We start from the raw sequence: 18186 nt of genomic DNA on the forward strand, positions 1-18186 counted from the left end.
TGGCCCTCTCCCAGAGGGAGAGGGGACAACGCGGGAGCCTCAGGCTATCGTGCCGGTGACTTCACCGAGACCGATGCGCACCGCACCGTCACGTTCGCACCAGCCACGCATCACCAGCGTATCCCCGTCCTCCAGGAACGTGCGCTTCTCGCCGTTCGGCAGCGTGATCGGCTGCTTGCCGCCCAGCGTCAGTTCGATCAGCGATCCGGCCTCGTCGGGCTTCGGCCCCGACAGCGTGCCCGAGCCCAGCATGTCGCCCGGCTGCAGGTTGCAGCCGTTCACCGTGTGGTGCGCAACCAGCTGCGCGGCCGTCCAGTAGGCGGCCTCGGTGGTGTTGCCGCGCGTGAGGCGCACGGGCGCGACGCCCTCGGCGCGCATCTTCGCGGTCTGCAGCAGCACTTCGAGCGTGATGTCCAGCGCGCCGCTCTCGCGGTTCGACGCCGAGTCGAGGTACGGCAGCGGCTGCGGGTCTCCGGCGGGGCGCTCGAATTTCGCGCGGAATGGTGCCAGCGCCTCCATCGTCACGATCCAGGGCGACAGCGTGCTCGCGAAGTTCTTCGAGAGGAACGGGCCGAGCGGCTGGTATTCCCAGGCCTGCAGGTCGCGCGCCGACCAGTCGTTGAGCAGCGTCACGCCGAACAGATGCTCCTCGGCATCGGCGATGGCGATGGGCTCGCCCTGCGCATTGCCGCGACCGATGAAAAAACCCAGTTCCAGCTCATAGTCCAGCCGCTTCGACGGGCCGAAGCTCGGCTCGGCTGCATCGGGCGCCTTGGTCTGGCCCTGCGGGCGCTTGAAGACCTGGCCGCTCACGCCGATGGACGATGCGCGGCCGTGATACCCGATGGGCACCCATTTGTAGTTGGGCATCAGCGGCTGGTCGGGGCGGAACAGCTTGCCGATGGTGGTCGCGTGATGGATGCCCGTGTAGAAGTCGGTGTAGTCGCCGATGCGGCAGGGCACGGTCATCTCAGCCCTGGCCTGCGGCAGCAGCGCCTTCGACCAGGCCGCCTGCCTGTCGCTGCCTTCGGCGAGGCCGGCCGAGATGGCGGCGCGCAGTGCCTGGCGCTCCTTGGTGCCGGCGTTCATCAGGGTGTTCATGTCGTCGGTGTCGACGAGGCCTGCCGCGCGCAGGTCCAGCACCTGGTCGCCGATGGCGACGCCGATGCGGAAGGCTTCATTGCTGCCGGCGGCGCGGAAGCGCCCGAAGGGCAGGTTCTGGATCGGGAAGTCGCAGCCGGCCTCGTTGGCCGATGCGACCCAGCTGCGCAGCTTCGGGTCATGGGTGGCGTTCAGTGCGGTCATGGATGTCTTTCTGCTCGATGTCTGTTTGTCTGTCTGTTCAGTCTGCGGTCATGCCGGCCTTCTTGGCGACTTCGCCCAGGCGCTGGTACTCGGTTTCGGTCAGCGTCGTCAGCTCCTGCGGCGTCGAGCCGCGCGGCGAGAAGCCGGCCTGCGCCAGCTTGGCCTTCACGTCCGGCATCGCGAGTACCTCGACGAAAGCCTCGTTCAGCGCCTTCACCACCGGTGCCGGCAGCTTCGCCGGCCCGTACACGCCGAACCACGGCTCCAGCGCGTAGCCCTTCAGGCCCGCCTCGGCCATCGTCGGCACGTCGGGCAGCGAGGGCGAGCGCGTCGGGCCCGCCACCGCCAGCGCGCGCAGCTTGCCGGCCTGGATGTGCGGCAGCGAGGCCGGCAGGTTGTCGAACATCACGCCGATGTTGTTGCCCAGCATGTCGGTGATGGCTGGGCCGCTGCCCTTGTAGGCCACATGCACGAGTTCGGTGCCGGTCATCTGCGCGAACATCACGCCGGCCAGGTTCATCGAGGTGCCGGCGCCCGCGGTGGCGTAGGGCAGGCCGGGGGTCTTCTTCGCGGCCGCGATCAGCTCGGGCACCGACTTCACGGCCGAGGCCGCCGGCACTTCGAGCACGATGGTCGAGGTGCCCAAGAGGCTGATGGCGGTGAAATCCTTGCGCGGATCGAAGGCCATCGACTTGTAGATGTGCGGGTTCAGCGCATTGGTCGAGATCGCGCCGAAGCCGATGGTGTAGCCGTCGGGCGCGGCCTTGGCCACCGCGTCCATGCCGATGTTGCCGCCCGCGCCGCCGCGGTTGTCGATCAGCACGGGCTGGCCCAGTTTTTCCGACACCTTCTGGCCCACGGTGCGTGCCACCAGGTCGGTGGTGCCGCCGGGGGTGTAGGGCACGATGAAGCGGATGGGCTTCGACGGATAGTCGGCCGCCTGGGCGAACAGGGGCGCGGCCAGCAATGCCACGGCCGCAGCGCGGCGCGTGAGGGTGAACATCGTCTTCATGCCTTGAACTGGTCCTGCAGGCCTGCCCAGCAGTCTGCGTAGTCGGTATCGAGCGCCGGGCTCTTCAGCGCGAAGTTCGTCGGAATGAAGCGGTAGCGGCTCTCGAACATGAAGGCCAGCGTGTTGTCCAGCTTGTGCGGCTTCAGGTCGGCGTGCGTGGCCTTGTCGAAGGCTTCCTCGTCGGGGCCGTGCGGCACCATGCAGTTGTGCAGGCTCGCGCCGCCGGGCTTGAAGCCGCCCGGCTTGGCGTCGTACTCGCCCAGCACCAGGCCCATGAACTCGCTCATGAGGTTGCGGTGGAACCATGGCGGACGGAAGGTGTTCTCCATCACCATCCAGCGCGGCGGGAAGATCACGAAGTCGCAGTTGGCCGTGCCCGGCGTGTCGCTGGGCGAGGTCAGCACGGTGAAGATCGACGGATCGGGATGGTCGAAGCTGATCGAGCCGATCACCATGAAATGCGCCGTGTCGTACTTCACCGGCGACAGGTTGCCGTGCCAGGCGACCACGTTGAAGGGCGACTGCTTCATCGGCGCCTGCCAGAAGCGGCCGCCGAATTTCTTGACGATCTCGTAGGCGCCTTCTTCCGCTTCGAACGCCGCCACCGGCGCCTGGAAGTCGCGCGCATTGGCCAGGCCGTTCGAGCCGATGGGGCCCAGCTCTGGCAGGCGGAAGTGCGCGCCGTAGTTCTCGCAGACATAGCCGCGCGAGAGGCCGTCGGGCAGCGCCACTTTGAAAGCCATGCCGCGCGGCAGCAGCGCGATCTCGCCGGGCTTCACGTCGAGCACGCCGAGCTCGGTGGTGATGACGAGGCGACCCTGCTGCGGCACGATCAGCATCTCGCCGTCGGCGTTGACGAAGGCGCGGCGCTCCATCGAGCGGCCCGCGAGGTACATCAGCGAGCCGATGCCGACCTGCGATTCGGCGTCGCCGTTGGCCGCGACGGTGTGCATGCCGTCGATGAAGTCGGCCCCTGCCGCGCCGTCCAGCGGCATCGGGTGCCAGCGCAGGGGCTCGGGCGGCAGCGCGATTTCGCGGTCGGCGCCGGTGGTCCAGTGCGCCTGCGCATACGGCTGGTAGCGGCCCGACACCACCGAGGGCTGGCGGCGGTACAGCCAGCTGCGGCGGTTCTCATGGCGCGGTGCGGTGAAGGCGGTGCCTGAGATCAGCTCGGTGTAGAGGTCGAAGGGGCCGCGCTGCGGATTGTTGCGGCCCTGCGGCAGCGCGCCGGGCACGGCCTCGGAGGCGTATTCGTTGCCGAAGCCGCTCTGGTAGCGCCGTTCGGAGGGCGGGGTTGCTTGGGTCATGTGCTTGCTCTTTCGGGAGTCGCGATGAGGTTGGAATGCGGTGGTGCTCAACCCGCGCGGGCCGCCTCGAAGGCCTCGCGCAGCACGGCCAGCGAGCCGACGTGGTTGGCCAGCACGAGCACGAGGCGCGCGTTGAAGGCGTGGCTCTCCTCGGTGGAGAGCCCCTGGTGCGCCTCGATGAGCGCTTCGTAGAAGTCGTCGGGGGCGTCGAGGTTCGGCGCGGTGATCAGGTGTTGTTGCTGCATGGTGTTCTTCACGCCTTCGCGAGTGCGCGGTCGATGGCCGCGCGGATGTCCGCCGCCGCGGGCTGGCGCCAGCGCGCGCACACATGCTGGTCGGGCCGCAGCAGGTACACGGTGCCGGGCCGGGCGTCGTAGCGCTGCGCGGCGAGTTCGCTGCCCTTGGTGCCGTCCTCGACGCGCACCACGTGCAGCGGCAGGTCGCTGGCCTTCAGCTCGCCCAGGCTGCGCTCGGCCGCCTCGCCCTCGCCGAAAACCAGCGCGGTGAACTGCGAGACGTGGCATTCGCGCAGCAGCCAGCCGGTGCTGCCGTCCGAGTGCACCACGGGTGCGTCAGCCGCGGCGGCGCCCGGCACCAACGCGCCCGAGAAGGCGTCGGCATCGGCCGTGTTCAAAGGCGAATCGCGCAGCACCGTGGCCACCGACAGCCGGCCGCTGTTGACCAGCGTGCGCGCGAAAGCGTGGCGCTTCGTCAGCTCCAGCACCGCGTCGCGGAACAGGCGGCTCACCTCGCTCTTGGGCGTGATGAAGTCGGTGGCGCGGGTGGAGTTGCGGATGTTCTCGTCGGCCGCGAACTCGCGCTCGCTGGCGTAGCTGTCGAGCAGCGCGTCGGGCGCCTGGCCCTGGACCACGGCCGCGAGCTTCCAGCCAAGGTTGTCCGCATCCTGCACGCCCGAGTTGGCGCCGCGCGCGCCGAAGGGTGACACGCCGTGCGCCGAGTCGCCCGCGAACAGCACGCGGCCATGGCGGAAGCGCTCCATGCGCTGGCAGGCGAAGGTGTAGACGCTGGCCCAGCCGATCTGGAACTGCACGCCCTCGAAGCCGATGCTGTCGAGCAGCGCGCGCACGCGCGGCGTGATGTTCTCGGGCTTGCGCTCTTCCACCGGGTCGGCGTCCCAGCCGAGCTGAAAGTCGATGCGCCACATGCCGTCGGCCTGCTTGTGCAGCAGCACGCTCTGGCCCGGATGGAACGACGGGTCGAACCAGAAGCGGCGCTCGGTCGGCAGGTGCGCATCCATCGTGATGTCGGCGATCAGGAAGCGGTCGCGGAAGACGCGGCCCTTGGCCTCCAGGCCCAGCATCTGGCGCAGGTTGGAGCGCGAGCCGTCGCAGGCGGCGACATGGCCGGCCTGCAGTTGGTAGCTGCCTTCGGGCGTCTCCACGGTGAGCACCGCGCCGTCGCCGCGCTGCGCGATGCCGGTGACCTTGTTGTTCCAGCGCAGGTCGATCAGCGGCAGCGTGGCTGCGCGTTCGACGAGGTAGCCCTCGACGTAGTACTGCTGCAGGTTGATGAAGGCCGGGCGCTCGTGGCCGGGCTCGGGCAGCAGGTCGAAGCGGTAGACCTGCTCGTCGTGGAAGAACACCTTGCCGACATTCCACGACACGCCCTTGTCGACCATGCGGTCGCCGCAGCCGAGGCGATCGAACACTTCGAGCGTGCGCTTGGCGAAGCAGATCGCGCGCGAGCCGTTGGACAGGGCGTTGTCGTTGTCCAGCAGCACCACGGGCACCTGCCGCAGCGCGAGGTCGATGGCGAGCGTGAGGCCGACGGGGCCGGCGCCGACGATCACTACGGGGTGATGGGCGGGCGTGGCTGCGTCCTGGTCGGCGTGGCGGCGGTAGTCGAAGCGCAGACTTTGATAGTCGATCACGTGTTGTCTCCGTGTCCTTGGTCTTGTCTTGCTCCTTCCCCCTTTGGGGGAAGGTCGGGATGGGGGCAAACGGCGTTCACTTTGGGCGCTCTGCCTGCCCCCACCCCAGCCCTCCCCCAGCGGGGGAGGGAGCAAGACCGATCAGCCTTCGAGGGCCTTCCACATGTCGATGTCGCGCTGAGCCGTCCACACGCGCGGATCCGCATGGCCCGAGGCTTCGTCGTACGCGCGGCTCACGTCGAACGGCATGCAGTGGTCGAAGATCACCCACTGGCTGTACTTGGGCTTGAGCTTTGCGTAGGTGTCCTTGTAGACCGTGTTCAGATCGCGCCCGGCCTTCACGCCCTCTTGCACGCTGGCGTACACGTCGGAGATGAAGTTGCGCGTGCCCGTCAGGCCCTCGGCCACCTCGGCCGGCGTGGTCAGCGCGGCGCCGCGGCCCGGCACCAGCGCGGCGGGCTTGAGTGCGGCGATGTTGTCCAGCGTTTGCGGCCAGTCCTTGAAATAGGCGTCGCCCGCGTACGGCGTGGCGCCGAACTCGACCAGGTCACCCGACAGCAGCGTGCGCTCCTGCGGCAGCCAGACGACGGTGTCGCCCTTGGTGTGGCCGCGGCCCAGCTGGATCAGTTGCACTTCGAGCTTGCCGAGCCACAGTGTCATCTTGCCGGTGAAGGTCATGGTGGGCCAGGTCAGGCCCGGGGGCACCGTCTCGACGTTCTGGAACAGGCGCGGGAAGCGGCCGATCTCGCTGGCCTTGTCTTCCTCGCCGCGCTCCACGATCAGGTCGCGCGTGTCCTGGCTGGCCAGGATGTGCTCGGCACCGTAGCCCGCCGCGCCCAGCACGCGCACCGCGTGGTAGTGCGTGAGCACCACGTACTTGATGGGCTTGTCGGTCACTTCGCGGATGCGGCGCACCACGTCGGCGGCCATGGCGGGCGTGGCCTGGGTGTCGGCCACCAGCACGCAGTCGTCGCCGATCACGATGCCGGTGTTCGGGTCGCCCTCGGCGGTGTAGGCCCAGGCATGTTCCGAGATCTGGCTGAAAGTGACCTTTTTCTCTTCCATGTCGGCCTGGCTTGCGAATTTCTTGGCTTGGCTCATCGGTTGTCTCCGTCGGTGGGTGGGTCTTGGATTCGTTTAAAGCAAACGAATTCGCGGTTAACGAATTTCCGCAGTGTAAGCCGCGGATCAGTTAATGTCTAATCCCTTCTTCATGAACGAACGACCAGAAGGCGAGGCCGGCCATGGCAGCCAGTGACAACGACCGCGCCCAGCGCGGCATCCAGAGCATCGAAGTCGGCGGCCAGCTGCTGCGCGCGCTGGTGCACCACGGCCGGCCCATGGCGCTGAAGGACCTTGCGCGCGAGGCCGACATGACGGCCGCCAAGGCGCATCCGTACATGGTCAGCTTCGGGCGCCTGGGCCTGATCGAGCAGGACCGCGCCAGCGGCCACTATCTGCTTGGCCCGCTCGCCTTGCAACTGGGGCTCATCAGCCTGCAGCAGGCCGACCCGGTGCACATCGCCACCCCGCTGATCGGCCAGCTGGCCCAGCAGACCGGCCACACCGTGGCGCTGGCCGTGTGGGGCGCGCGCGGCGCGACCATCGTGCGCACGGCCGAGTCGCCGTCGCCGGTGCACGTGAACATGCGGCACGGTACGGTGTTCTCGCTGACCAACACGGCTTCGGGCCGGGTGTTCGCCGCCTACCTCGACGCCGACGCGGTACGCCAGCTGCTCGAGGAAGAGCGCCAGCGTCGGGGCCAGCGCAAGGGGGCAGAGCCGAACCCGCCCGCCGGCATGCCGCCGGTGCAGCCCCTGCCTTCGTGGAGCGATTTCGAGCGCCAGCTGCAGGAAGTGCGCACGCACGGCATCAGCCGCTCCGACGGCGAGGTCATCCAGGGTGTCAGCGCCATGGCCGCGCCCGTCTTCGACCACACTGGTGCCATCGTGCTGGCCCTGACCGCCATCGGCCCGGCGGGCATCTTCGATACCGCGTGGGATGGCGAGATTTCCCGTGCGCTCAAGGCTTGCGCGGGCACGGTGTCGCAGCGGCTGGGCGCCGCCCCCGCGCCGGCCGCCCCGGGCTGAAGGCTCAGCCCTTCCTGCCGCCCAGCAGCACCAGCGCGCCGCCCACCACGATGGCGGCCACGCCGGCCCAGGCCGGGAGGTTGACGGTCTGCTTCTCCTTCATCGAGAGCTCCAGCGGGCCCAGCTTGGCCTGATGGGTTTCCTTGGTGAAGCTGAAGCTGCCGAGGCCCAGGACGGCAATGCCGCCCACGATCAGCAGGATGCCGACGATGCGTGTCGCGTTCATGGGATCGATCCTCCGTCCATCAGGTTGTGACTACCGGGGCGCCTGCGGCGATTGCTGCTGCAGCTGCCCCACCCACTGCACCACCTCGGCCACCGCGGCATCGCTGGCTGCAATCAGTGCCTTCACGCCGCCGGGCGCGTCGGCGCTGGGCGCGGGACGGCGCACGGTGAACACGCGCTGGCCCAGAACGCGGTCGCCGCCGGCCGTGCTGCGGACCAGCGTGGCGCGCAGGCGCACCAGGCCCACGCTGGCGCTCGCCGAGTCGAAGTACTGGCTGAATTCGTCGAGCGAGATGCGCAGCATGTCGGGCACCTCGCCCTTGCTGCGCGAGATGGTGGCGCTTTCTGCCGGGCCGAGCACGGTGCGGCGTTCGGCCAGCGTGTCGCTCAGCCGCTGGCGCAGCAGTTGCGCCGGCGGCAGGCTCCAGCGCGACTGGCCGTAGGGGCGCAGCTCGTTGGCGTCGGCGTAGCCCAGCCGGTAGAGGATTTGCGTGCCATCCAGGCGCGTGTTGCTGTCGAACTCGGCCAGCGCCAGCGTGGGGAGGGGGCGGCGGCAGAGGGCGCGGCCGCGGCAGGCGCCGCCAGGCCGGGGCCGAAGTCGTAGAGCGTGGCGCGCGTGGGCTTGTCGGGCAGCGCGCCGCAGCCGGCGGCCAGCAGCACGCAGCCCAGGACGGCGGCAGCCGGGTTCATCAAGGAGCGAATGGCGTTCATGGTCGATGGTCCTCCCTCAATCAGGGCCGCGTCGCGGCCGGCGCGCTGAAGCCCGGTTCGCCCGGACCCGCGGCCGCGCCGCCGTTGCCGAACAGCAGCGATTGCGGGTTGTCGTTGATGTTGTCCGCCGCGCGGCCCAGCCGGCGCACGGCGTGCGAGGTGTCGTCGGCTACGCGGTTCACGCGCGGCAGCGTGGCCGCGTTGAACGAATCGACCGCCTGCGCCAGCGCCTTGGTGCCCTCGCTCAGCCGTTCGACGGGGCCTTCGGGTGCGTTCAGCCGGCCTACGGTGGTGTTGAAGTTGTTGGCCACGCGCGAGACGTCGCCGGCCGCCTTCTTCACCGAGGCCATCGTGTCCGGCAGTTTGGTCAGCGCAGGGTTCAGGCCGGTCTTCACCGTGTTGTCCAGCGTCTTGAGCAGCGTGTTGGCACTGGCCGAGGCGGCCGCGATGCTCTCCAGCGCGTCGGCCGCACGCTTCTGGTTGGGGTCGCTCAGCAGCGTGTTGGCGCGCTTCGTCACTTCCTCGACCTGGTTGATGATGGCTTCGCCGCGGTCCTGCAGCTGCGCCAGTATCGAAGGCTTGAGCGGGATGCGTGGCGGGTTGTCGTCGTCCGGCTTCAGCGCCACGTTCGACTCGCCCTTGTCGTCCAGCGCGATGAAGGCCAGGCCGGTCACGCCCTGGTAGCTCAGCGTGGCAAAGCTGGAGGTGGTGAGCGGCACCCGCTCGTCGACCGAGATGCGCACGCGCACATTGCCCTTGACCTTCGGGTCGAAGTCGATCGACACCACCTTGCCCACCGCGATGCCGCGGTAGCGCACCGTCGCCTGCGGCTGCAGGCCGCTCACGGCGTCGCGCGTGGAGAGTTCGTAGATGTTGCGCACGGTGTTGTCGCGCGTGAACCAGATCACCAGCGCGACGAGCGCGGCGATCAGGCCGAGCACGAAGGCGCCGGCGGCGAGGGCGTGGGCCTTGTTTTCCATGGTGTGTCTGCCTTTCAGCGTTCGCCCGCGCTGGCGGGCTGCGATGGTGCATCGGCGGGCTTGTCGTGCAGCGCCTCCAGGGCGCGCTGGCCGCGCCCGCCGAGAAAGTATTCGTGGATGAAGGGGTGCGGATACGCGATGACCTCGCGCGCCGTGCCGGTGACGATCACCTTCTGGTCGGCCAGCACCGCGATGCGGGTGCTCAGGTCGAACAGCGTGTCCAGGTCGTGCGTGACCATCACCACCGTGAGGCCCAGTTCGCGGTGCAGGCCGCGCAGCAGGTCGCAGAAGCTGTCCGACGCCTCGGGGTCGAGGCCGGCCGTGGGCTCGTCGAGCAGCAGCAGCGGCGGGTCCATGATGAGCGCGCGCGCCAGCGCCACGCGCTTGATCATGCCGCCCGACAGGTCGGCCGGGCTCTTGTTCGCATGCTGCGGACCCAGGCCCACCATCTGCAGCTTCACCAGCGCCGCGTGGCGGATCAGCTCGTCAGGCAGCAGCTTCAGCTCGCGCAGCGGAAAGGCGATGTTCTCCAGCACGCTGAAGGCCGAGAACAGCGCGCCGTGCTGGAACAGCATGCCCACGTTGGCCGCGCCCGAGGCGCTGAGCTCGCCGGGCTCCTGGCCCAGTACCTCGACGTGGCCGCGCGTGGGTTTTTCGAGCCCGAGGATCTGGCGCAGCAGCACCGTCTTGCCCGTGCCCGAGCCGCCGACCAGCGAGAGCACCTCGCCGCGGTCGATGTGCAGCTGCAGGTCGCGGTGCACCACCTGCTCGCCATCGGCGCTCTGGAACGCCGTCCACAGGCCGCGGATGTCCACCACGGTGGTGTCGGTGTTGGGGCGCACGGGCATGCTCATGGCGTCATGCCCTGAAGCCGATGCCCTTGAAGAGCACGGCGAACAATGCATCGACCAGGATCACCGCGGTGATCGAGGTGACCACCGACGAAGTGGTGCCGCGCCCGAGGCTTTCGGTGTTGGGCTTCACCTTCATGCCGAAGTAGCAGCCGATCAGCGCGATCAGGATGCCGAACACCGCCGACTTGGCCGTGGCCAGCCAGAGGTTCGAGATCGGCACCGCGCGCGGCAGCGCCGAGAGAAAGTAGGCCGGTGAAATGTCCAGCGCCGCGTCGGCCGCCAGCATGCCGCCTGCCAGCGCGGCCATCGAGGTCCACAGGCTGATCAGCGGCATGGCGATGGCCAGCGCCAGCACGCGCGGCATCACGAGGCGAAAGCCGTGCGGAATGCCCATCACGCGCATCGCGTCGAGCTCTTCCGTCACGCGCATCACGCCGATCTGCGCCGTGATGGCCGAACCCGAGCGCCCGGCGATCAGCACGGCCGCCAGCACCGGCCCGAGCTCGCGCACCAGCGACAGCCCGAGGATGTTCACCACGAACGTCTCTGCGCCGTATTGGCGCAGCTGCTGCGAGATCAGGTAGGCCAGCACCACGCCGATCAGCAGCCCGACCAGCGCCGTGATGTGCAGCGCCGTGGCGCCGAACTGGTAGAGGTGCCCCGAGAAATCGCGCCACGGCCCGCGGTGCGGCGCGCGGATCAGCTTGCCGATGTCGAGCGCGAGCTGGCCGATGAGTACCGTCAGGTCGCGCATGACGAACATCGCGCGCGGCCCGAGGTGCGTGAACGCGCGGACGCGGTCGTTCAGCGAAGGCCCGGGTTCGGCCGGGGTTGGCACGGTGTACTGCGCCACCTGGTCGAGCACCGCCTTGTGCTGCGGCGACATTTCGAGCGTCGCGGGCCATTGGTGGCGCCAGTGCTCCCACAGCAGCTGCGCGCCGATGTGGTCGAGCTGTTCGATGGGGCGCAGGTCCCAGGCGCGGTCGTCGGCGGGCGGGGCGGCTGCCAGGTTTTTCGCCAGCGCCTGCCAAGCCGGCTTGGACGACATTGCCAGCGTGGTCCAGCAGCCGCTGGCCACCGTCCATTGGCGGCCGTCCTGCTCCCGCTGCCCGACGCGGGGCCGCGCGCTGTCGGCGGCGGGAGCGTCGGCAGGCGATGTGGCAGGGGACATAAGGCGGATGAGCGGGAAAGTTAACAGGTGCAGGGCCGGATGCGCGCATCGTAACCGGGTGCATCCGTGCGCCATGTGTCGCAGACCCCTCGTTTGCGTAGGGCGCGACGCCGTTTTTCGGTTTCCTTTTTCACGATTCGCGCCGGCCTGCGGCCCGGTTGCGGCCCGCTCATGCCGCGAAGCCCGCCGCCAGCGCCTCGCGCAGCCACGCCACGAAGGCCGTCACCGCCTGCGGCACGTGCGTGGCATAGGGCCGGATCGCATACAGCCGCTCGCCGAACGCGCCCACCGAACGCCATTGCGGCAGCACCTCCTGCAGCTTGCCCGACTGCAGCGCCGATTGGGCGCTGAAGTCCGGCACCAGCGCGATGCCCAGGCCGCTCAAGGCCGCGTCGCGCAGCGCCTCGCTGTTGTTGGCGACCAGCGGGCCCGAGACCGGCACCGTGATGCGCGGCGCCGCGGCCTTGCCCTTCTGCGGCGCGCGGGCCTCGAAATGCCAGGTCGGCGTTTCCTGCGCGCGCGGGTAGTGCAGGCAGTCGTGGCCGGCCAGCGCCTGCGGCTCGCGCGGCGTGCCGCGGCGGCGCAGGTAGGCACGGCTGGCCACCAGCACCGAGCGGGTCTCGCACAGCGTCCAGGCCACGTGCGTGTCCGGCGGCGCGGCCGTGTGGCGGATGGCGAGGTCGAAGCCTTCCATCGCGAGCGAACTAAGCCGGTCCGACAGGTCGAGCTCGATGCGCACCTCGGGCTGCGCGCGCAGGAAGTCGGCCAGCCGCGGCACCAGTTGCTGGCGCGCGAAGGCCACCGGCGCCGTCACCCGCACCAGCCCGCGCGGCACGCCCGCGAGGTCGCGCACGCCGGCGAAGCTGTGGGCGATCTGCTCGAAGGGCCCCCGCATGTCGTCCACCAGCCGCTGGCCGGCCTCGGTGAGCCGCACGCTGCGCGTGGTGCGCTGCACCAATGGCGCACCGGCCGCGCGCTCCAGCTCGGCGATGCGCTGGCTCATGGCGGCCTTGCTTACGCCCAGGCGCAGCGCCGCCGCCGTGAAGCTGCCCTGCTGCGCGAGCACCGTGAGCCAGTGCAGGTGCGTCCAGAGCGCTTCGATATTTTGGGGTTTCATGTATCTATTGTTCAGCAGGATGAACAATAAGTTCAAGCTTCGCGTCTAGGCGCGCGCCGAGGTGCTGCCTAAACTGGCCACACCCCCCTCTTTCTTCTGCGTCAGCGAAAGCTCTCTCCATGCCCACCTCCATCGATCATTTCATCGCCGGCAAGCCCGCCGCCAACACCTCCGGCCGCACCCAGGACGTGACCAACCCCGCCACCGGCGCCGTCACCGGCAAGGTCGGCCTGGCCGACACGGCACAGGTCTCGGCCGCCGTGGCCGCCGCGCAGGCCGCCTTCCCGGCCTGGGCCGACACGCCGCCGATCCGCCGCGCGCGCGTCATGTTCAAGTTCCTGCAACTGCTCAATGAGCACAAGGACGAGTTGGCCCACCTCATCACCGCCGAGCACGGCAAGGTCTTCACCGACGCGCAGGGCGAGGTTTCGCGCGGCATCGACATCGTCGAGTTCGCCTGCGGCATTCCGCAGCTGCTCAAGGGCGACTTCACCGACCAGGTCAGCACCGGCATCGACAACTGGACGCTGCGCCAGCCCCTGGGCGTGGTCGCCGGCATCACGCCCTTCAACTTCCCGGTGATGGTGCCGATGTGGATGTTCCCGGTGGCGATTGCCGCGGGCAACACCTTCGTGCTCAAGCCCAGCCCGACCGACCCGAGCGCCTCGCTGCGCATGGCCGAACTGCTGAAGGAAGCCGGCCTGCCCGACGGCGTGTTCAACGTCGTGCAGGGCGACAAGGCGGCCGTCGACGCGCTGCTCGAGCACCCCGACGTCAAGGCGATCAGCTTCGTCGGCTCCACCCCGATTGCCAACTACATCTACGAAACCGGCGCCCGCCACGGCAAGCGCGTGCAGGCCCTGGGCGGTGCGAAGAACCACATGGTGGTGATGCCCGATGCGGACATCGACCAGGCCGTCGACGCGCTGATCGGCGCGGGCTACGGATCGGCCGGCGAGCGTTGCATGGCCATCTCGGTGGCGGTGCTGGTGGGCGACGTGGCCGACAAGCTGCTGCCCAAGCTGATCGAGCGCACGAAGACGCTGAAGGTGCTCGATGGCGAGAACCTCGCGGCCGAGATGGGCCCGATCGTCACGCGCGCCGCGCACGAGCGCATCACGGGCTACATCGATCTGGGCGAGAAGGAAGGCGCCAAGCTGCTGGTCGACGGCCGCGAGTTCGACGGCAACAAGGCAGGCGCAGGCTGCGGCGATGGCTTCTGGATGGGCGGCACGCTGTTCGACCACGTCACGCCCGAGATGCGCATTTACAAGGAAGAGATCTTCGGCCCGGTGCTCGGCTGCGTGCGCGTGGCCAACTTCAAGGACGCGGTCGACCTGATCAACGCGCACGAGTTCGGCAACGGCGTGAGCTGCTTCACCCGCGACGGCAACGTGGCGCGCGAGTTCGGCCGCCGCATCCAGGTGGGCATGGTGGGCATCAACGTGCCGATCCCGGTGCCGATGGCCTGGCACGGCTTCGGCGGCTGGAAGCGCTCGCTGTTCGGCGACATGCACGCCTACGGCGAAGAGGGCGTGCGCTTCTACACCAAGCAGAAGTCGATCATGCAGCGCTGGCCCGAGAGCATCGGCAAGGGGGCCGAGTTCGTGATGCCGACGGCGAAGTAGCATGAGGTGCGGCGCGAGGCGCGCCGCAATTTCGTCGAACAAAAGAGAGACAAGCAAAGCGCCATGAGCGAGACCCAATTCGACTACATCATCATCGGCGCCGGCACCGCCGGCTCGCTCATGGCGAACCGGCTCAGCGCCGACAAGAGCAAGCGCGTGCTGCTCATCGAGGCCGGCCGCAAGGACGACTACCACTGGATCCACATTCCGGTCGGCTACCTCTACTGCATCGGTAACCCGCGCACCGACTGGCTCTACAGCACCGAGCCCGACGCGGGCCTCAACGGCCGCGTGCTGCGCTACCCGCGCGGCAAGACGCTGGGCGGCTGCTCCAGCATCAACGGCATGATCTACATGCGCGGCCAGTCGCGCGACTACGAGCACTGGGCCGACCTCACGGGCGATGACGGCTGGCGCTGGCAAAACGTGCTGCCGGCCTTCAAGAAGCACGAGGACTTCTACCTTGGCGCCGACGAGATGCACGGCGCGGGCGGCGAATGGCGGGTGGAGAAGCAGCGCCTGCGCTGGGACATCCTCGACGCCTTTGCCGAGGCCGCGGTGCAGGCCGGCGTGCCGCACTCCACCGATTTCAACCGCGGCAGCAACGAGGGCGTGGGCTACTTCCAGGTCAACCAGAAGAACGGCTGGCGCTGGAACACCGCCAAGGCCTTCTTGCGGCCCACCTGCTACGGCCGGCCCAACTTCGAGCTGTGGACCGGCGCGCAGGTCTCGCGCCTGCTGTTCGAAACCCTGCCCGACGGCACGCGCCGCTGCACGGGTGCGGAAGTGTGGAACGGCAGCGAGATGACCACCGCGACCGCATCGCGCGAGGTCGTGTTGAGCGCAGGCTCCATCGGCTCGCCGCAGATCCTGCAGCTCTCGGGCGTCGGCCCGGCCGAGCTGCTGCGCCAGCATGGCATCGACGTGGTGCTCGACGCGCCCGGCGTCGGCGCCAACTTGCAGGACCACCTGCAGATCCGCGCGGTCTACAAGATCGATGGCGCGCCCACGCTCAACGTGATGGCCTCGTCGATGGTCGGCAAGGCGAAGATCGGCCTCGAATACCTGCTCAAGCGCAGCGGCCCGATGAGCATGGCGCCCTCGCAGCTGGGGGCCTTCACGCGCAGTTCGCCCGAGCGTGAATGGCCCAACCTGCAGTACCACGTGCAGCCGCTGTCGCTCGACGCCTTCGGCGATCCGCTGCACAGCTTTCCGGCCTTCACCGCGAGCGTGTGCAACCTCAATCCCACGAGCCGGGGCTCGGTGCGCATCAAGAGCAAGCGCTTCGAGGATGCGCCGGCCATCGCGCCCAACTACCTGAGCACCGACGAAGACCGCAAGGTGGCGGCCGACTCGCTGCGCGTGACGCGCCGCATCGCCGAGCAGCCCGCGCTCGCCAAATACAGGCCCGAGGAGTGGAAGCCCGGCGTGCAGTACCAGACCGACGAAGACCTCGCGCGCCTGGCCGGCGACATCGCCACGACCATCTTCCATCCGGTGGGCACCACGAAGATGGGCGCCGAGGGCGACCCGATGGCCGTGCTCGATTCGCGGCTGCGCGTGCGCGGCGTAAAGGGCCTGCGCGTGGTCGATGCGGGCGCGATGCCGACCATCACCAGCGGCAACACCAACAGCCCGACATTGATGATGGCCGAGAAGGCGGCGGGCTGGATCGTCGAAGACAACCGCTGAGGTCGCGCGCAGGGTGACAACGTGCAAGGCGCAGGCATTTTGTTCAAGATTTGCCGCGCCATTTAGCCGACAGTGCGTTGTCCGGCGAAGCAGTTCCGCTTTCGCTGCCCAACCACCCTGCCCTGGAAAGAAGCATGTCCGACATCAAGACGACCCCCGCGACAGGTGCCTCGCGGCGGCGTATTCTGGCCGGCGCGGCCGGCATCGCGACCGTGTCCGCCCTCGGTACTTCGAGCGCGGCTGCCGCGCAAAAGCACGCTGATCACACGAAAGGATCCCCCATGAGCTTTGTCACCACCAAGGACGGTACGAACATCTTCTACAAGGACTGGGGACCGCGCAACGCGCAGCCCATCGTCTTTCATCACGGCTGGCCCCTGAGCGCCGACGACTGGGACTCGCAGATGCTGTTCTTCCTCGGCAAGGGCTACCGCGTGATCGCGCATGACCGCCGCGGCCACGGCCGCTCCTCGCAAACCGCGGGCGGGCACGAGATGGACACCTACGCATCGGACGTGGCGGCACTGACCGACGCGCTGGACCTGAAGGACGCCGTGCACATCGGCCATTCGACGGGCGGTGGTGAGGTGGCGCGCTATGTGGCGCGCGCCAAACCGGGCCGCGTGGCCAAGGCCGTGCTGGTGGGCGCCGTGCCGCCCATCATGCTCAAGACAGCGGCCAACCCCGGCGGCCTGCCGATGGAGGTGTTCGACGGCATCAGGGCCGCGCTCACGGCCAACCGCACGCAGTTTTTCATCGACCTGCCCACCGGCCCGTTCTACGGTTTCAACCGGCCGGGCGCGAAGGTTTCGCAGGGCCTCATCGACCGCTGGTGGCTGCAGGGCATGATGGGCGCGGCCAATGCGCACTACGAGTGCATCAAGGCCTTCTCCGAGACCGACTTCACCGAAGACCTGAAGAAGATCGACGTGCCGGTGCTCGTGATGCACGGCACCGACGACCAGGTCGTGCCCTATGCGGATTCGGCGCTGTTGGCGGTCAAGCTGCTCAAGCGCGGCACGCTGAAGAGCTACGAGGGCTACCCCCACGGCATGCTGTCCACGCATGCGGACGTGATCAACCCCGACCTGCTGGCGTTCGTGAAGAGCTGAGGCCGGGCGCGCCGCGGTGTGCGAACACCGCGGCGTGTCGCATCAACGCTCGATGGTCTTGTTCCAGCGCGCGTTCCACGCCGGCCGGTTGGCGTTGATGCTTTCCCAGTCGATGGTGACGGCGGTCTTCATCCACTTGTTGATGTCCGCCACCTGCGCCGCGCCTTCGCCCACGGCCGGGGCCTTGGGGTTGGTCGGGATCTGCGCGCCGTACTGCAGCACGTTGGCCTGAGCCACGGGGCTCAGCAAGAACTCGGCGAGCTTCTGCGACAGCTCGGGCTCGCTGTTGTTGGCGATCACGCACTGGCCGACCATGAGCACCACGGCGCCTTCCTTGGGCGGTGCGTACTCGACCGGAATGCCCTTGGTCTTGAGCGCAGCCACGGCCGTGGGCGTGAGCGGGAAGATCGCCGCTTCACCGGTCTGCACCATCTCCGAGAGCTTGGCCGAGCTGGGGATGTACTCCAGCACGTTCGGCCCGATCGTGGTGGGCCAGGCCTTGAAGCCGGGCTCCACGTTCTTGTCGTTGCCGCCCTGGATGCGGTTGAACATCAGGAAGCCGTGCAGCCCGAAGGACGAGGAAGACATCGACTGGAACACCACCTTGCCCTTGTACTTCGGGTCGGCCAGGTCCATCCACGAGGTGGGCGGCGCCCAGCCCTTTTCCTTGAACATCTTGGCGTTGTAGGCCAGGCCCGTCATGCCCAGGCTCACGCCGCTGGCCATGTCGTCCTTGAAGCGCGCGGCCGGGTAGATCTCGCTGAGGGACTGGCTGGGTTTCTGCTTCTGGCACAGGCCCATGCCGATGGCGCGCACCATGATGCCGTCGTCGAGGAACATCACGTGCATCTGCGGCTTGTCCTTGTTGGCCTGCGCCTTCGCGAGGATGTCGGAGGAGGTGCCGGGCACCACCACCACCTTCGCGCCGTAGGCCTTCTCGAAGGCGGGGAACACGTACTGCGTGTACGCCTTCTCCATGGTGCCGCCGTTCATGCCGATGTAGATGGTCTTGGTCTGCGCGCTGGCGATGCCCGCGGCTGCGAGCAGCGCGGCGAGGAGGAGGGGGGACTTGGCGGTGCGGGACATGGTGA

The 18186-nt window shown here is 68.6% G+C and carries 18 protein-coding genes; 4 read left to right on the forward strand and 14 right to left on the reverse strand.

The features are described 5' to 3' along the window. Positions 1-39 precede the first annotated feature (39 nt). The 6 genes from fahA to ACEOAB_RS00785 form a co-directional block, all read right to left on the reverse strand. Positions 40-1305 carry a fumarylacetoacetase gene (gene fahA / locus ACEOAB_RS00760; RefSeq protein WP_413750574.1) on the reverse strand — a complete coding sequence of 422 codons (1266 nt, stop codon included), beginning with the start codon at positions 1303-1305 and terminating at the stop codon, positions 40-42. Between the two features lie 37 nt (positions 1306-1342). Continuing rightward, positions 1343-2317 (reverse strand): Bug family tripartite tricarboxylate transporter substrate binding protein, encoded by a 975-nt coding sequence (locus ACEOAB_RS00765; protein WP_413750573.1) that lies wholly within the window; start codon positions 2315-2317, stop codon positions 1343-1345. Further along, positions 2314-3624, reverse strand: a complete 1311-nt coding sequence (hmgA, locus tag ACEOAB_RS00770; protein WP_413750572.1) for a homogentisate 1,2-dioxygenase — start codon at positions 3622-3624, stop codon at positions 2314-2316. The genes ACEOAB_RS00765 and hmgA overlap by 4 nt, the downstream gene beginning before the upstream one ends. 47 nt (positions 3625-3671) lie before the next feature. Continuing rightward, positions 3672-3869, reverse strand: a complete 198-nt coding sequence (locus tag ACEOAB_RS00775) for a DUF2783 domain-containing protein (RefSeq protein WP_056588412.1) — start codon at positions 3867-3869, stop codon at positions 3672-3674. A gap of 8 nt (positions 3870-3877) precedes the next feature. Then, complete coding sequence (locus ACEOAB_RS00780; protein WP_495653367.1) at positions 3878-5515, reverse strand: FAD-dependent oxidoreductase; 1638 nt, start codon at positions 5513-5515, stop codon at positions 3878-3880. 141 nt (positions 5516-5656) lie between these two features. After that, entirely contained in the window at positions 5657-6616 is a 960-nt protein-coding gene (locus tag ACEOAB_RS00785) for an MBL fold metallo-hydrolase (RefSeq protein WP_056588007.1), read from the reverse strand. A gap of 143 nt (positions 6617-6759) precedes the next feature. Between ACEOAB_RS00785 and ACEOAB_RS00790 the strand changes: the two genes are divergently transcribed. Continuing rightward, on the forward strand, positions 6760-7605 hold the full coding sequence (locus tag ACEOAB_RS00790) for an IclR family transcriptional regulator (RefSeq protein WP_495653368.1): 846 nt from the start codon (positions 6760-6762) through the stop codon (positions 7603-7605). Between the two features lie 4 nt (positions 7606-7609). Here the strand turns inward: ACEOAB_RS00790 and ACEOAB_RS00795 are convergent, their stop codons facing one another. The 7 genes from ACEOAB_RS00795 to ACEOAB_RS00825 all read right to left on the reverse strand — a co-directional run bounded on the left by ACEOAB_RS00795 (position 7610) and on the right by ACEOAB_RS00825 (position 12663). Beyond that, positions 7610-7831 (reverse strand): hypothetical protein, encoded by a 222-nt coding sequence (locus tag ACEOAB_RS00795; RefSeq protein WP_007833468.1) that lies wholly within the window; start codon positions 7829-7831, stop codon positions 7610-7612. Between the two features lie 30 nt (positions 7832-7861). After that, positions 7862-8332, reverse strand: a complete 471-nt coding sequence (locus ACEOAB_RS00800; protein WP_495653821.1) for an ABC-type transport auxiliary lipoprotein family protein — start codon at positions 8330-8332, stop codon at positions 7862-7864. After that, the gene (locus tag ACEOAB_RS00805) at positions 8218-8541 is read right to left on the reverse strand and encodes a hypothetical protein (RefSeq protein WP_495653369.1); all 324 of its coding nucleotides are present in this window, start codon (positions 8539-8541) and stop codon (positions 8218-8220) included. Before ACEOAB_RS00805 ends, ACEOAB_RS00800 begins: the two co-directional genes overlap by 115 nt. Before the next feature lie 20 nt (positions 8542-8561). Continuing rightward, positions 8562-9521, reverse strand: coding sequence for an MlaD family protein (locus ACEOAB_RS00810; RefSeq protein ID WP_056587997.1), 960 nt, complete (start codon positions 9519-9521; stop codon positions 8562-8564). A 14-nt stretch (positions 9522-9535) separates the two neighbouring features. Continuing rightward, on the reverse strand, positions 9536-10375 hold the full coding sequence (locus ACEOAB_RS00815) for an ABC transporter ATP-binding protein (RefSeq protein ID WP_413751139.1): 840 nt from the start codon (positions 10373-10375) through the stop codon (positions 9536-9538). A gap of 4 nt (positions 10376-10379) precedes the next feature. Further along, the gene (locus ACEOAB_RS00820) at positions 10380-11546 is read right to left on the reverse strand and encodes an MlaE family ABC transporter permease (RefSeq protein ID WP_056587995.1); all 1167 of its coding nucleotides are present in this window, start codon (positions 11544-11546) and stop codon (positions 10380-10382) included. A 169-nt stretch (positions 11547-11715) separates the two neighbouring features. Next, complete coding sequence (locus tag ACEOAB_RS00825; RefSeq protein WP_495653370.1) at positions 11716-12663, reverse strand: LysR family transcriptional regulator; 948 nt, start codon at positions 12661-12663, stop codon at positions 11716-11718. 119 nt (positions 12664-12782) lie between these two features. Between ACEOAB_RS00825 and ACEOAB_RS00830 the strand changes: the two genes are divergently transcribed. From ACEOAB_RS00830 to ACEOAB_RS00840, 3 genes are all read left to right on the forward strand, one after another. Further along, positions 12783-14291: a CoA-acylating methylmalonate-semialdehyde dehydrogenase gene (locus ACEOAB_RS00830; protein WP_413750428.1), complete on the forward strand. Its 1509-nt coding sequence runs from the start codon at positions 12783-12785 to the stop codon at positions 14289-14291. Between the two features lie 63 nt (positions 14292-14354). Further along, a complete protein-coding gene (locus tag ACEOAB_RS00835) occupies positions 14355-15983 on the forward strand; it encodes a GMC family oxidoreductase (protein ID WP_413750427.1) in 1629 nt (542 codons plus the stop codon). Positions 15984-16264: 281 nt separating this feature from the next. After that, the gene (locus tag ACEOAB_RS00840) at positions 16265-17095 is read left to right on the forward strand and encodes an alpha/beta fold hydrolase (protein ID WP_413750426.1); all 831 of its coding nucleotides are present in this window, start codon (positions 16265-16267) and stop codon (positions 17093-17095) included. Positions 17096-17137: 42 nt separating this feature from the next. On the opposite strand, the gene ACEOAB_RS00845 is transcribed toward ACEOAB_RS00840, so the two are convergent. Further along, positions 17138-18181, reverse strand: a complete 1044-nt coding sequence (locus ACEOAB_RS00845; protein WP_007833498.1) for an ABC transporter substrate-binding protein — start codon at positions 18179-18181, stop codon at positions 17138-17140. Between the last annotated feature and the right edge of the window lie 5 nt (positions 18182-18186).

The sequence above is a fragment of the Variovorax sp. Varisp53 genome (assembly GCF_059491555.1).